General features: G+C 65.5%; 13 protein-coding genes and 2 pseudogenes. 9 read left to right on the top strand and 6 right to left on the bottom strand.

Annotated elements, in window-relative coordinates; translation table 11 throughout:
* Positions 1 to 80 precede the first annotated feature (80 nt).
* The 3 genes and pseudogenes from CJZ80_RS15900 to modA all read right to left on the bottom strand — a co-directional run.
* Positions 81 to 522 (bottom strand): annotated as a pseudogene (locus tag CJZ80_RS15900) (ABC transporter ATP-binding protein); the annotation flags it as partial.
* A gap of 165 nt (positions 523 to 687) precedes the next feature.
* Positions 688 to 1,299 (bottom strand): annotated as a pseudogene (gene modB / locus CJZ80_RS15895) (molybdate ABC transporter permease subunit); the annotation flags it as partial.
* Between the two features lie 35 nt (positions 1,300 to 1,334).
* Complete coding sequence (gene modA / locus CJZ80_RS04035) at positions 1,335 to 2,153, bottom strand: molybdate ABC transporter substrate-binding protein (protein ID WP_158217419.1); 819 nt, start codon at positions 2,151 to 2,153, stop codon at positions 1,335 to 1,337.
* 593 nt (positions 2,154 to 2,746) lie between these two features.
* Here modA and CJZ80_RS04030 point away from each other — a divergent pair.
* The 4 genes from CJZ80_RS04030 to CJZ80_RS04015 all read left to right on the top strand — a co-directional run bounded on the left by CJZ80_RS04030 (position 2,747) and on the right by CJZ80_RS04015 (position 6,324).
* Positions 2,747 to 4,159, top strand: a complete 1,413-nt coding sequence (locus CJZ80_RS04030) for a cytochrome ubiquinol oxidase subunit I (protein ID WP_094510809.1) — start codon at positions 2,747 to 2,749, stop codon at positions 4,157 to 4,159.
* A 2-nt stretch (positions 4,160 to 4,161) separates the two neighbouring features.
* The gene (cydB, locus tag CJZ80_RS04025) at positions 4,162 to 5,163 is read left to right on the top strand and encodes a cytochrome d ubiquinol oxidase subunit II (protein WP_094510808.1); all 1,002 of its coding nucleotides are present in this window, start codon (positions 4,162 to 4,164) and stop codon (positions 5,161 to 5,163) included.
* 56 nt (positions 5,164 to 5,219) lie between these two features.
* Positions 5,220 to 5,723 carry a rhodanese-like domain-containing protein gene (locus CJZ80_RS04020; RefSeq protein WP_094510807.1) on the top strand — a complete coding sequence of 168 codons (504 nt, stop codon included), beginning with the start codon at positions 5,220 to 5,222 and terminating at the stop codon, positions 5,721 to 5,723.
* Positions 5,724 to 5,886: 163 nt separating this feature from the next.
* On the top strand, positions 5,887 to 6,324 hold the full coding sequence (locus CJZ80_RS04015; protein WP_094510806.1) for a hypothetical protein: 438 nt from the start codon (positions 5,887 to 5,889) through the stop codon (positions 6,322 to 6,324).
* A gap of 42 nt (positions 6,325 to 6,366) precedes the next feature.
* Here CJZ80_RS04015 and CJZ80_RS04010 read toward each other — a convergent pair whose 3' ends face one another.
* The 3 genes from CJZ80_RS04010 to CJZ80_RS04000 all read right to left on the bottom strand — a co-directional run bounded on the left by CJZ80_RS04010 (position 6,367) and on the right by CJZ80_RS04000 (position 7,920).
* Positions 6,367 to 6,834 carry a hypothetical protein gene (locus CJZ80_RS04010; protein WP_094510805.1) on the bottom strand — a complete coding sequence of 156 codons (468 nt, stop codon included), beginning with the start codon at positions 6,832 to 6,834 and terminating at the stop codon, positions 6,367 to 6,369.
* A gap of 265 nt (positions 6,835 to 7,099) precedes the next feature.
* On the bottom strand, positions 7,100 to 7,636 hold the full coding sequence (locus CJZ80_RS04005) for an isoprenylcysteine carboxylmethyltransferase family protein (RefSeq protein WP_094510804.1): 537 nt from the start codon (positions 7,634 to 7,636) through the stop codon (positions 7,100 to 7,102).
* Positions 7,630 to 7,920, bottom strand: a complete 291-nt coding sequence (locus CJZ80_RS04000) for a hypothetical protein (protein WP_198948231.1) — start codon at positions 7,918 to 7,920, stop codon at positions 7,630 to 7,632. Before CJZ80_RS04000 ends, CJZ80_RS04005 begins: the two co-directional genes overlap by 7 nt.
* A gap of 97 nt (positions 7,921 to 8,017) precedes the next feature.
* Between CJZ80_RS04000 and CJZ80_RS03995 the strand changes: the two genes are divergently transcribed.
* The 5 genes from CJZ80_RS03995 to CJZ80_RS03975 all read left to right on the top strand — a co-directional run.
* The gene (locus CJZ80_RS03995; protein ID WP_094510803.1) at positions 8,018 to 8,701 is read left to right on the top strand and encodes a cupin domain-containing protein; all 684 of its coding nucleotides are present in this window, start codon (positions 8,018 to 8,020) and stop codon (positions 8,699 to 8,701) included.
* A 421-nt stretch (positions 8,702 to 9,122) separates the two neighbouring features.
* Positions 9,123 to 9,422, top strand: a complete 300-nt coding sequence (locus CJZ80_RS03990; RefSeq protein WP_233132794.1) for a galactose oxidase — start codon at positions 9,123 to 9,125, stop codon at positions 9,420 to 9,422.
* Complete coding sequence (locus CJZ80_RS03985; RefSeq protein WP_094510802.1) at positions 9,419 to 9,931, top strand: LOG family protein; 513 nt, start codon at positions 9,419 to 9,421, stop codon at positions 9,929 to 9,931. Before CJZ80_RS03990 ends, CJZ80_RS03985 begins: the two co-directional genes overlap by 4 nt.
* Before the next feature lie 211 nt (positions 9,932 to 10,142).
* Positions 10,143 to 11,306 carry an exonuclease SbcCD subunit D gene (locus CJZ80_RS03980; protein WP_094510801.1) on the top strand — a complete coding sequence of 388 codons (1,164 nt, stop codon included), beginning with the start codon at positions 10,143 to 10,145 and terminating at the stop codon, positions 11,304 to 11,306.
* Positions 11,303 to 12,524 (top strand): AAA family ATPase (locus CJZ80_RS03975; protein WP_158217418.1); only part of this gene is annotated, 1,222 nt, incomplete at its 3' end. The genes CJZ80_RS03980 and CJZ80_RS03975, both read left to right, overlap by 4 nt.

The raw sequence follows: 12,524 nt of genomic DNA, 5'->3' as shown, positions 1-12,524 counted from the left end.
GTGCGTCACCATCAGGATGGGCGTACCTGAGCTCCGTTGTAGATCATCCATCCACTGCTGCAGCCGGCGGCGACGAAAGCTGTCCTGAGAGCTGAACGGTTCATCCAGAAGCAGCAGATCGGGTTGCACCGCCAGCGCCCGCGCTACAGCAACGCGCTGACATTGCCCGCCGGAAAGCTGATGCGGGAAGTGAGAGGCATGCTCCTGCAGACCGACGGCGGCCAGCAGCTTGGCCACCCGTTCGCGGCGCTGTTCTCGCGGGAGTCGATCCAGTCCGAACGCCACGTTGTCGGCCACACGCAGGTGAGGGAACAGGGCGTGTTGCTGAAACACCATGGCGATCCGCCGGAGATGCGGTTCGACCCAGACGCCCCGATCGGTGTCGCAGAGCAGCCGCTGCCCGAGCTGGATGCGGCAACCCTGAGGCCGCTCAAGCCCGGCGATGCAGCGGAGCAGCAGGCTCTTGCCCGCTCCAGATGATCCCAGCACGGCCTGTCGTGCCGCCTGGCTCTTCCAGTTCATCCTCAGGTGAAAGGAGCCGCGTTGCAGCTGGATGGCCACCTGCATCTGTGTCACGACGCGTGGACGGAGCTGGCCGATCGGTTCTATCGGTACCCATCCGTCCTCATCGACAGCGCCAGTGGTGAGACGTTGCGAGGTAGCGGTGGTTGAGCGGCTGCGGTTGAGCCATCCCACCAGCATCAGGCAGCTGCCGTTGAGCAGTAGCACCACGGCTGTAAGCCGCCAGGCCAGCGTGAGATCGCCACCTTCTACAGCGCTGTAAATCGCCAACGGCAATGTCTGCGTGCGGCCGGGAATGTTGCCTGCCAGCATCATCGTTGTGCCGAATTCGCCCAGCGCCCGTGCAAAGCTCAGGCTCACACCCGCAAGCAGGCCTGGACGAATCAAGGGCACGGTGACTCTCCAGAACGTCCGCAGCGGGCTGCAGCCAAGCCCGAGCGCCACCGCTTCCAATGCCGGATCGAGCTGTTCCAGAGCGGCAAGTGTGCTGCGGTACATCAGCGGGAATGCCACCACTGCCGCACTGATCACAGTGGCTGTCCAGCTGAAGACAATCGTGATGCCCATCCGCTCCAGCGGTTCCCCCAGAGGACCCAGCGGCCCCAGCAGCTGCAGCAGCAGAAAGCCAAGCACCGTGGGCGGCATCACCAGAGGTGAGAGCAGCAGCAGGTCAGCGGCAGCGCGTCGTTGGCCCCGCCATCCCCGCAGGAACAAGGCAGCGGCAATCGCAGGCGGGCTGAGCAACAGCACCGCGAATGCAGCGGCGCGGAATGACAGCAGCAGCGGTGACAGGAGGCTTGCGGGAGGAGGGATCAGCGTGCTGGAGGCAAGGGGGAGAAGCCGGCGCGGATGAAGGCGCTGCGGGCTGCAGGACTTTGCAATCCATCCAGATAGGCCCTGGCCAAAGCCGGTTGTCGACTGCGGCGGATCACGGCCCCGCTGTAAAGGATCGGGGTGTGACTGGCTGCTGATGCCGTGGCTGCAATCCGCAGGTTGCTGACGCCATAGGTATCGCTGCGGTAGACAAAGCCAGCATCAGCACTCCCACTAGCAACGGCGGCGGCGACGGCTCGTACCGAGCTGAGCGGAACCAACTTGGGCTGCAATGCCGTGAGCAGCTTGTAATGGCGCAAGGCCTGCCTGGCGTACTCTCCGGCCGGCACAGCAGCGTCCCCGATGGCGATGCGGCGGATGCGGGGACTCTCCAGGTCGGTGAATCCCACCACCCCCCTGCGTTGGGCAGGCACCACCAGCACCAGTTGGTTGCTGATCAGGTTGCGGCGGGTTCCAGGCAGGAGCAGCTTGGCTTGTTCCAATGCGTCCATCTGCCTGGTTCCCGCAGAGAGGAACACATCGACAGGGGCTCCTTGTTCGATCTGGCGTTGCAGCGAGCCTGAGGCCCCGAGGTTGAACTGGGGTGGAGGGACACGCTTGCTGCGCGAAAACGAGGGTGCAAGCCCCTGGAGAACATCAGTGAGGCTGATGGCGGCACTCACCAGCAGGGGCTGCGCTGCCGGGCCCTTCTGAGCAGCGACGGGCCGCTGCGTGCTCAGCAGCAGGGCCAGGCCTGCAATCCCCAAGGAGCCACTGATCTTCCAGAACAGACGCTTCAGCGGTATCTGACACTTCATCCAAGCATCCACAACCCGATTCAGCCTCATTGAATTCAGCTCGATTGTAATCGGCCTCACTGTATTCAGCCGAAACATAATCAATTTCCCTGTGCCTGGCCCAGCTGACTTCGGCTGCACTGGATCCTGCTCACCAAACGTCAGTCTCACAGACTATGGACTAACGGGATGTAGCCGACAAGCCAATGCCTGCAGGAGTAAAGGATCATTGATATTGGCTCTTGGCGGCTCGCACTGCACTGACGAGCCGACCCTTCCACTTCAAATCTCAATCTTGCTGCCAATGTTCGCCAGGAGAGGCAATCGTGTGGGCATCAGAACATCGGTGAAAGGGTTACTCTCTCCCATTCACTGCTGAAGCCTCTAGGGTTGGATGGTTGAACTGTCTCTCCATCGCCCTAGCCCTGCACAGCTCCACAGTTCGCGCACGCGCCCACGGTTGCGATTTATTTCTTTAGCTTTCCAGCTTTCGTCGTCGCTGGTCGTCACTGGCTGGTACCCCACCCGTTCCTGCCCATTCGTTGCAGTCCATTCGTCACAGCGCATTCGTATGGCTTGTCAAGCTTTCTCGCCGTTCGTTTTGTTCCCAACCCATGCTTGGCACTCTTGATGTCGTGACTCTGTCACGGCTCCAGTTCGCTCTGACCGCGATCTTTCACATGCTCTGGCCCGTGCTCTCCACCGGCCTGGCGATCTATCTGGTGGTGCTGGAGGCCATCTGGCTGCGCACACGCAATCCCTTGTACTACCGGCAGGCCCGCTTCTGGGCAAAGCTCTATGTGCTCAATTTCGGCATCGGTGTGGCCTCAGGCCTGCCGATGGAGTTCCAGTTCGGCACCAACTGGGCCCCGCTTTCCGAGTTCGCCGGCGACTTTTTCGGCTCGGTGCTGGGCTTCGAGGGGGCGATGGCCTTCATGCTCGAAGCCGGCTTCCTCGGGATCATGTTGTTCGGCTGGCAGAAGGTGCCACCAGTGATTCACTTCCTCTCCACCGTGATGGTGGCCTTCGGCGCGAACCTCTCAGTGTTCTGGATTCTCAGTGCCAACTCCTGGCTGCAGACTCCGTCGGGTGGCACTTTCTCCGAGGGCCATTTTCATGTGCAGAACTACTTCGCCGCCATCAACAACCCCTTCATGGTGAGGAGCGTGATTCATATGGCCCTGGCCACGGTGGAAACCTCCATGCTTGTGGTCGCCGCGATCAGTGCCTGGTCGCTGATGCGCCAGAAGGCACCGGAGTTCTTCCTGTTCTCCTTCAAGCTGGCGCTGGTGATCCTGCTGGCGGTAGCGCCGCTGCAGATCCTGGCCGGCCACGAAAGCGCCGTTCAGGTGGCCGAGCATCAGCCCACCAAGCTGGCCGCGATCGAGGCCCTCTGGGACGACCAGCCCGCCGGCAGCTCCCCTGCCTGGACCGTGCTCGCTTCCCCCGATGAGGCCAGCGGCAGCAACCGCTGGAGCCTGTCGGTGCCTGGCGCCTTCAGCTGGATCCTGGAGACGCGGCCGCAGCTCAGCCAACCGCTGCGTGGGCTCAACAGCTGGCCCGCCGACCAGCGGCCCCACATGGTGGGTCTGCTCTTCTATGCCTTCCGGGTGATGGTGGCGATCGGCCTGGCTGCTGCAGCCCTGATGGCCCTCAGCCTGCTGCTCTGGTGGCGAGGCGGCCTCAGCACCGCCAGCTTCGCCCAGTGGCCCTGGTTCAGCTGGGCCTGGATCCTTTCGGCTCCAGCCGGCTACCTGGCGATTGAATCCGGGTGGGTGGTGCGTTGCGTGGGCCGCCAGCCCTGGACGGTCTACGGCCAGCTGCGGACCGCCGATGCCGCCTCGGTGCTGCCGGTGGGCGAGGTCCTCACCAGCTTGAGTGTGTTCGCTGTGCTTTACACGGTGTTGCTGGTCTTCGCGTTGTATTTCGGCTCCCGGATCATCGCCAAGGGGCCGAACCTCACCCTTGAGCCGCCCTCTGGTCCTGCCACCGCCGCAATTCTTTCCGACCCATCAGCAAGCACCTGACCATGGAGTTCCTCGAATGGTTCATGCCCACGGTCTGGTTTGTGATCCTGGCCCTGTTCCTGCTGCTCTATGTGATCCTCGATGGCTTTGATCTGGGGGTAGGCATCCTCTCGCTCACCTCGCCCAGCGAATCCCAGCGCACGATCCTGATGACGAGCCTCGGCAATGTGTGGGATGCCAACGAAACCTGGCTGGTGCTGATGGGCGGCGCCCTGTTCGGAGCCTTTCCCCTGGCCTATGGCACCATCCTCAAGGCCCTCTACGGCCCCATCTACCTGATGATCCTGGGGCTGATCCTTCGGGCCGTCGCCTTCGAGTTTCGCGAGAACGCCACCAACAAGCGCCCCTGGAACCTGATGTTCGGTATTGGCAGTGTGCTGGCCGCTGGCTCCCAGGGCATCTGTCTGGGCACGGTGCTCTCGGGCATCCCCACCGATGCTGCAGGCCACTTCACAGGCTCCGCCTGGATCTGGGTGAACCCCAGCAGCCTGGTGGTGGCTCTCACGCTCATCCAGGGCTACGTGCTGATCGGCTCCACCTACCTGATTCTCAAAACCAGTGGTGAGCTGCAGCGGTTGCACGTGCGCACCGCCCGCCTGGCGGCTGCCACCACCCTGGGCGGGGCCCTGTTGATCACCTTCACGGCGCCGTTCGCGTCGGAAGCACTGCGGCAGCGCCTGTTTGATCCCGCGTTCCTACCCTTCTTCGTGGTGTTGCCACTGCTGGGTGTTGCCCTGATCGTTCAACTGTTCCGCAGCCTGGCGATGCAGCAGGAGGCATGGCCCTTCGTGTATACCGTACTGTTGTTCATCCTCAGTTTCGCTGGTCTGGGGGTAATGGTATTTCCGGCGGTGATTCCGCCATCGGTCACGATCTTTCAGGCGTCGTCGTCGGTGAGTTCGATGGTGTTCATGCTCACCTTCATCGGTGTGCTGATTCCCATCATGCTCTTCTACAACATCTACAACTACATTGCCTTTCGAGGCAAGGTGAGTGCCGATTAAGGAAAACCTTTGGCCGCCAGCACGATCAATCCCCCTAGGATGTGTCGAAACCCCATATGTCTCGCCTTCGCTCGCTCCTGCTGGGGATCGCCCTTGCCCTCTGCCTGCTGATCTCGGCGCCTCAGGGCGCCGCTGCGGCCACCGCGATCGCCCCTCCGGATGCCACGGTTGCTGCAGGCGAGGCAGCTGCCATTGACTCCGCAGTGGAGCAGTACCTCTCCAACCTGCCGGGTGATTTTCACGCGATTCGATCGGTTCCAGCCCTGAAGCGCCTGCTTGCCAGCGGCAACGTGTCGCTGATTGACGTGAGGACCCCTGCTGAGTACCGGGCGGGACACATTGCCGGAGCCATCAACAGACCGTTGAACGATCTCAGCCGCCACGTGGCTGAGATTTCCCCAGAGCGAGAGGTGGTGCTCTATTGCTCCAGTGGATTTCGCTCTGCTATGGGAGTGATGGCGCTGCAGCTGGAGGGCCGCCACCAGGTGAAGGGCTTTGCACCCAGCATCGAAGGCTGGAAGGCGGCCGGTGAGCCGGTGGTGACGACAGAAGGCGCGTAGGCCTGGCGAACGTTGGCGGGGTGCTGATTGTGGGCAGCGAATTCCGCAGCTCTCACGCCGCGCGACCCTGGCTGCAACGCATCGATCCATCCGCAACGAACCACCAAGATCCAAGGCCTTTGCTTCCTTGCTGCCCACACTGAAAGAACAAGCCTCGAGGCCGATGAACCCGTCGATCAACCAGCCCCTGCGGCTGATCACCCTCTGGATCGCCTGGCTGCTGGCGATGCTCTTTCACGTGGACCTGGGCCTGATGCCCCTGTTCCACGGCCAGTCGCCGGAGATCCACAGCCATGTGCAGGAGGGGGCATTGCCCCTGCTGTTCGGGGCGATGCTCGGCTACTTCCTGCTCCCGCTGATTGCGACCGTGCTGATCGCCTACGCCGCCACCACGGTTGCTCCGGCCACGCGCTGGCGGCCCTGGCGGCGGATCCACTTCTGGTTCAGCGTCGTCTATTCGGTCACCAACGTCCCCCATCTCATCGCCGACATCCTGGTGCCCGATGCCCGCCTCGATCAGATCGTGCTGATGGTGGCCCTCACGGTCTTCGGGCTGCTGATCAACGTGGAGGGTTGGCGCTGGTGGCGGCAGACCCCGTGAATGGACTGCAGCCGGGGCGGTGCCTGCTTGGATCAAGCTCACTCAGCGGCGCGTCCAGGTACCAATGTCCACGACTGAATCGAGATCGGAGGTGTGACGATAAACAACCTGAATCAGATTGGGGTTGATGATCTTGCCATCCGTAAAGCCGTCTTCATCAACCATGTATAAGCTGGCATCGTCATACCCAAGAGTGCCGACGAACTTCTCCGTTGCGTACTTGGATTTGACTAATCCGTGGAAAACCCGACCCTGTTGCCTGGTGATTTGAGCAACTGCATTCAGATCGCTGAAATCACCATGATGGTGGGTCTTGCATCTCGATGCTTCGACTTTGCAGAGCACGGCTCCTTTCCCTTCCACTGTCCATGTGCCGATCATGCTCGGAATGACAGGTGCGGCCAAAGCAGCAGAGAAGGTTCCTGCGCAGGCAAGAGTCGCCACGCCGGCCATGGCTAGCCGTGCTGTGAGCGTCTTCGCGATGGAATGAGCGACCGCAGTATAATTCATCAGCCTTTAAGCGAACGTCTCATTTATACCCTAGCTATAGAGAACAATCACGAGCCAAGCACGCAACCTATTGACATGTGGGCAGGCAAGAGTCTTCCTGACGGGTTTACGAATCGGAGCGATTGATCCGTGCGTGCTGATGCCAGACAACAGTAAAGTATGTATTGTGCAGTCTACCCAAACGACAAGAGAGACAGCCCGATCCAACTGAATGACGGGCGAAGAAGAGGGCTCCCTGCGCAACGCCCATCCATGAGAGCCAGGGCTACCGCCAGTCGAGGCCTGGCAGAAAGGGAACGATCGCCGGGGTGGAGGTCATGTAGTGGGCATAGTCGCTGTGCATGGAACACAGGCGCTGCTCCTCGCGTCGTGCCTTGAGGCTGAGCACGGTCGCCAGCGCCAGCAGCAGTCCCAGGTGCAGCAGGCTGCCGAGGGCCAGAGTCACCCCCAGGGAGCAGAGCAGCAGCGACTGGTAGAGGGGATGGCGGCACCGGCCGTAGGCCCCCTCGGTGACCAGGGGCGCCCCTGGCATCGGTTCCGGCAGCGGACTGAGACTGTCCCCGAGGTTCAAGGCCCCCTGGGCGCCGATCACCAGGCCGATCAGGAAGGTGAGCCCACCGATCAGGCGCAGCGCCAGGGGCCAGTGAATCCCCAAACCCGAGGGGGGAGGCGTTGGCGGCAGCCAGTGGGCGGCGATCAGGATCATCTGGGCCAGCACCCACCACTCGCCGTGGCGGTTGTCCCTCAGCCCCTCCCAGGAGAAGCCCCACTTCTGCATTCGTTCGTTCAGTTGGCTCAGCATGATTCGATCTCTACAAGTGAAGGGGTTGGGACAGGCTGGCGCCACAGGCCGAGCCACTCGTCGTTGCGCTTGTCCACCGACCCGGTGGCCGGCTCCCAGATCTCTGGCACCAGGCCGGCCTGCCGCAGCTGCGCATCCACCAGCTCCGGGTCACTGCCCCAGGGCGGGCCGCCTGGCTGGCGGTGGCACCAGAACAGCCCCAGCAGCCAGCCGTCAGCGCCTTCTTGGTAGCGCTGGTCCCAGCGGCTCGCGTCGGCGCTGAGGGGCTGTTTGGAGGGGCTCATGCCTCCAGCTTGCCCCGTTCAAACGCGACATGTGTTGAGCGGCATGGAGGCATTGCCGTACGGCGGGCCGACACAGCGGTTGAGCACAATCGGGGGCATGGACCTGCATGCCGACCTGAGCCAGCGCGTGGTGATCGACACCGGCGCCCTCACCTGGAGCCCATCGCCGATGGCGGGCGTGGAGCGGCGCATGCTCGATCGCGAGGGCGCAGAAGTGGCCCGGGCCACCTCGATCGTGCGCTACGCCCCGCTCAGCCGTTTTGATCGACATCACCATGGCGGCGGAGAGGAAATCCTGGTGCTGGAAGGCACCTTCTCAGATGACCAAGGCGATTACCCCGCCGGCACCTACCTGCGCAACCAGGCCGGCTCCGCCCATGCCCCGTTCAGTGAGGAGGGCTGCACGCTCCTGGTGAAGCTGCAGCAGATGCACCCGGACGATCAGCAGCGCGTGGTGATCGACACCCGCACCGCCGACTGGTTCCCGGGCTTGGTGCCGGGACTGCAGGTGCAGCCGCTGCATGCCTGGGGCTTGGAGCACGTGGCCCTGGTGCGCTGGGCGCCCGGCACGGTCTTTCAGCCCCACGGCCACCCGGGTGGAGAGGAGATCCTGGTGCTCGATGGTCTGTTTCAGGACGAGCAGGGCAGCTATCCCGCCGGCAGCTGGTTGCGCAATCCTGCTGGCAGTGCACACCAGCCCTGGAGTGAGCCGGGCTGCACCATCTGGGTGAAGACTGGCCACCTGCCGGTGACGCTTGGCCCGGATGGCTCACAAGCCTGAATTCGTGTTGAGCAGGGCTTGGCAGAGGGGGAACGGGCGGTCTCCTCAACGGAGAAGACGTCCGCGTGCATCTGGTGGCATCAGCCAGAACGGCGGCCGGTCCGAGGAGCAGGCTCAGCCATGAGCTGAAAGCCAGCTACGAATCACTCCAGATTTGGTGGGGAACTGGTCGAGCTTCGGCAGCAACGCCAGGTACCCGGCGAGAACACAGAGCATGAGAGGACGATCGAGCCAGCTGAGCCAAGGGCACCGGCAGTTCCTGGCCGGTGGCATCGAGGAACCGGGTGCGGGTCTGGACGCCTGATCTGTGAGCCCGCATTCAGCGCGTCGTTGTCACCGGGGCTCCACTTGAGGTCGCGCCTGAGCTGGCCAGAACCAGAAGATTTCTGCTAGTACAGGTGTTCGCTCTGCTGGTGTCGTTGTGGCTGCTCTCCCATCCCATTCCCGCGGCACCCTGCCGGTGCCCAGCTCAGCGGCAGACGATGGCGACGACGAGCACTGGCCCTATCTCGATGAGGAAGTGCTGGTGGCCAGCCGCAGCCGCAAGGTTTGCCTCACCTGCCACTTCTTCCGCCATCGCGCCGGGGTGAACTGCATACCGCTGCTCACCTGCCAGCTGCACCAGGGTCTGCTGGCCCATGGGGAGCACCTCACCCGCCGCTGCCAGGGTTGGACCGATGACATGACGCGCCAGCGGGGCTGGTGCCCGGAGTTGGCATGAGCAGCCGGCGCGCGGTGGTGGGCGTGATGGGCGCCGGAGAGGGCGCCTCTTCTGAGGCTGTGGCCCTGGCCGAGGAGCTGGGGGAGTGCATCAGCGCTAGGGGTTGGGTGCTGCTCACCGGTGGCCGTCCGGCGGGGGTGATGGGGGCGGCCAGCCGCGGCGCGGCGCGGGTGGACGGGCACCTGGTGGTGGGGGTGTTGCCCGATGAAGGGAAGGGTGATGAGAGGCAAAGCACGGCGGACCTGGATCTGGCCCTGTTCACCGGCATGGGCAAGGCCCGCAACGTGATCAACGTGCTCAGCGCTGATGTGGTGGTGATCTGTGGGGGCGGCGGCCCAGGCACAGCATCAGAAGCCGCCCATGCGCTCAATGCGGGCAGACCACTGATCCTGCTGGCGGTGCCGGTGCTGTGGCGGGACTTCTTCCTTTCGCTCAGCAAGGGGGTGGAGAGCGCGAGCGATGTGCAGGAATGCTGCCGGTTGATCGAGGCCCGACTCACAGAGGCATGAGTCGGCCATCATCTCGTGTCCCCCTGACCCAAAGGAGGGCTGGCTGAGCGACGGCCGTCATGTGCTGCGCTTTCGCCAGACCCGCTGGGAGCGCCAGGTTCAACGGCTGGAGATCACCAGCGGGGAGTTGCTTCTAGGTGTGTAGTGCCACCAGGTTGTTCCGGCTGCAGACTTTCTCGTCACCGCGCCCGCCCCTGCTTACCTTGGCCCGATGCGTCTGCTGCACACCTCCGACTGGCATCTGGGCCGCAGCTTTCACGGGGTCTCGCTGTTGGAGGAGCAGGCGGCGGCGATCTCGCGGATCGCCGAACTGGCGCGGGAGCATGCCGTCGATGCGGTGCTGATCGCTGGCGATCTCTACGACCGTGCCATTCCTCCTGCCGAGGCGGTGGCCCTGTTCAACGACGCCCTCGCCCGGCTGAGCGCCGGTGGCACCGCCGTGGTGGCCATCGCCGGCAACCACGATTCCCATGTGCGGGTGTCGGTGTACGACCCCTTGCTCTCCGCCTTCAACATCACGGTGCGGGGCGACGTGGGCCGGGCCCAGGAGCCGGTGCTGGTGACGCCCAGGGCCGGCGGCACGCCGGTGGCTATCTATCCCCTGCCCTACCTGGAGCCGGCGGTGGTTGGGCCGGCCCTGGCCGGAGCTCCCGTGCGCCTGCGCCACGAGGAGGTGACCCGCCTGGCCATCGAGCGGATCCACGCCGACCGCCGCGAACGGCCGCCCCACCGTTCGGTGCTGGTGGCCCACACCTTCGTGGCGGGCGGCGAAACCTCGGAGTCGGAGCGGGAGCTCACCATCGGCAACGTCGACCGGGTGAGCGTGGCGGCCTTCGAGGGCTTCGATTACGTGGCCCTCGGCCACCTGCACGCCTCCCAGCAGCTGGACGGCCCCCGGATCGCCTACTCAGGCACCCCCCTGGCCTATTCCTTCTCCGAGGAGCACCACGTCAAGTCGGTGCGGATTGTGGAGCTGGCCGCCGACGGCACCCCCACCGTGCAGGTGGTGCCCCTGGAGGTGGGCCGGCCCCTGTGCACCCTGCGGGGCCCCATCGACGAGCTCTGCGGCGACCCCCGCCACGCCGCCGCCAGCGAGGCGCGGGTGCGGGCGATCCTCACCGACGACAGCCTGCCCCTGCAGGCCATGGCCCGGCTGCGGGCCCGCTTTCCCCACATCGCCGAGCTGCGCCACGAGCCGCCCGAGCTGGCCCGCGCCGGCGAGGCCGAGCGCCACCGCCAGGTGCGCCAGGCCCGCTCGCCGCTGCAGCTGGCCACCGCCTTCTTCACCGACCAGCACGGCCAGCCGCCCGGCGAGCCGGAGGCCGAGCTGCTGCGGGCGGCCCTGGCGGCGGCGGAACGGGGAGGGGAGCGGTGAAGCCGCACCGGCTCTCGATCGAGGCCTTCGGGCCCTACGCCGATCCGGTCGCGATCGACTTCGACGAGCTGGCCGCCGAGGGGCTGTTCCTGATCCACGGCACCACCGGCGCCGGCAAGACCTTCCTGCTCGATGCCCTCTGCTTCGCCCTCTATGGCGAGGTGTCCGGCGACCGCAGCGTCAAGGGGCTGCGCTCCGACCACGCCCCCCCCGGCGCCGTGCCCCGGGTGAGCCTGGAGTTCTCCTGCAGCAACGCCCGCTACCGGGTGGAGCGGGTCCCCGCCCACACGGCCCCGAAGGCCCGCGGCCAGGGCACCACCGAAAAGGCGCCCCAGGCGTTCCTGTTCCGCCTGGACGCCGGGGCACCGGAGCAGGCCGTGGCGGCGAAGACCACCGAAGTCACCCGCGAGGTGGAGCACCTGGTGGGGCTCAATGCCGCCCAGTTCCGCCAGGTGATCCTGCTGCCCCAGGGGCGCTTCGCCGAGGTGCTGCGGGCCAAGGCCGAGGAGCGCGAGGCCCTGCTCAAAACGCTCTTCGACACGGTGATCTACGAGCGGGCCGGCTGGTGGCTGGAGGAGCAGGCCCGCACGGCGCGGAATCTGGCGCTGGAGCAGGCCCGAGAGCAGGAGGTGCTGCGGCGCCGGGTGGCCGACGCCTGGGACCCCCACGCGCCCGAGCCGCCGGAGGGGGCGGAAGCGCCTCCGCCCCCCGCCGACCAGGCCGGCCTCGAAGCGCTGGTGGCGGGGATCGCCGCGGTGGTGCAGGGCACCGAGGCCGCCCTGGGGGAGGCCGCCGCCAGCCTGCTGGCGGCCCAGACGACCCTGGCGGCCCTGGCGGCGCAGGCGGACCGCTGGGACAGGCGCGCCGCCGCCAGCGCCCAACTGGGCGCGCTGGAGGCCAAACAGGAGACGGTGGCGGAGTTCCGCCAGAAGCTCAGCCAGGCGGAGCGGGCCGAAGCATTGCGCCCGAGCCTGGTGGCGGAACAGGGGGCCCGCCGCGCCGTCGCCCTGGTGGAGCAGGGGCTGCAGGAGCAGCTGCGGGCCGCGATCCAGGCCAGGGCCGGGGCGCGGGCGCTGCCGCCATCAGTGCAGGGGCTGGATCTTGCGGCCCTGCCGTCCGCCGAAGCCCTCGCCGCTGCCGGTGCAGACCTGGCCGCCCGGGGGGCGGAGGTGCGGGAGCTGGCCCGCAAAGCCGAGGAGGCCGCCCAGGCCGGGGGGG

Source organism: Synechococcus sp. MW101C3 (assembly GCF_002252635.1).
Classification (GTDB): domain Bacteria; phylum Cyanobacteriota; class Cyanobacteriia; order PCC-6307; family Cyanobiaceae; genus MW101C3.
The sequence above is the reverse complement of the archived record's forward strand: the minus strand, read 5'-3'. Positions and strand labels throughout refer to the sequence as shown.

Coding starts and splice junctions, on each gene's coding strand:
- modA (WP_158217419.1), bottom strand. CDS start 2,153: ATGAAGTGTCAGATACCGCTGAAGCGTCTGTTCTGGAAGATCAGTGGC.
- CJZ80_RS04030 (WP_094510809.1), top strand. CDS start 2,747: ATGCTTGGCACTCTTGATGTCGTGACTCTGTCACGGCTCCAGTTCGCT.
- cydB (WP_094510808.1), top strand. CDS start 4,162: ATGGAGTTCCTCGAATGGTTCATGCCCACGGTCTGGTTTGTGATCCTG.
- CJZ80_RS04020 (WP_094510807.1), top strand. CDS start 5,220: ATGTCTCGCCTTCGCTCGCTCCTGCTGGGGATCGCCCTTGCCCTCTGC.
- CJZ80_RS04015 (WP_094510806.1), top strand. CDS start 5,887: ATGAACCCGTCGATCAACCAGCCCCTGCGGCTGATCACCCTCTGGATC.
- CJZ80_RS04010 (WP_094510805.1), bottom strand. CDS start 6,834: ATGAATTATACTGCGGTCGCTCATTCCATCGCGAAGACGCTCACAGCA.
- CJZ80_RS04005 (WP_094510804.1), bottom strand. CDS start 7,636: ATGCTGAGCCAACTGAACGAACGAATGCAGAAGTGGGGCTTCTCCTGG.
- CJZ80_RS04000 (WP_198948231.1), bottom strand. CDS start 7,920: ATGAGCCCCTCCAAACAGCCCCTCAGCGCCGACGCGAGCCGCTGGGAC.
- CJZ80_RS03995 (WP_094510803.1), top strand. CDS start 8,018: ATGGACCTGCATGCCGACCTGAGCCAGCGCGTGGTGATCGACACCGGC.
- CJZ80_RS03985 (WP_094510802.1), top strand. CDS start 9,419: ATGAGCAGCCGGCGCGCGGTGGTGGGCGTGATGGGCGCCGGAGAGGGC.
- CJZ80_RS03980 (WP_094510801.1), top strand. CDS start 10,143: ATGCGTCTGCTGCACACCTCCGACTGGCATCTGGGCCGCAGCTTTCAC.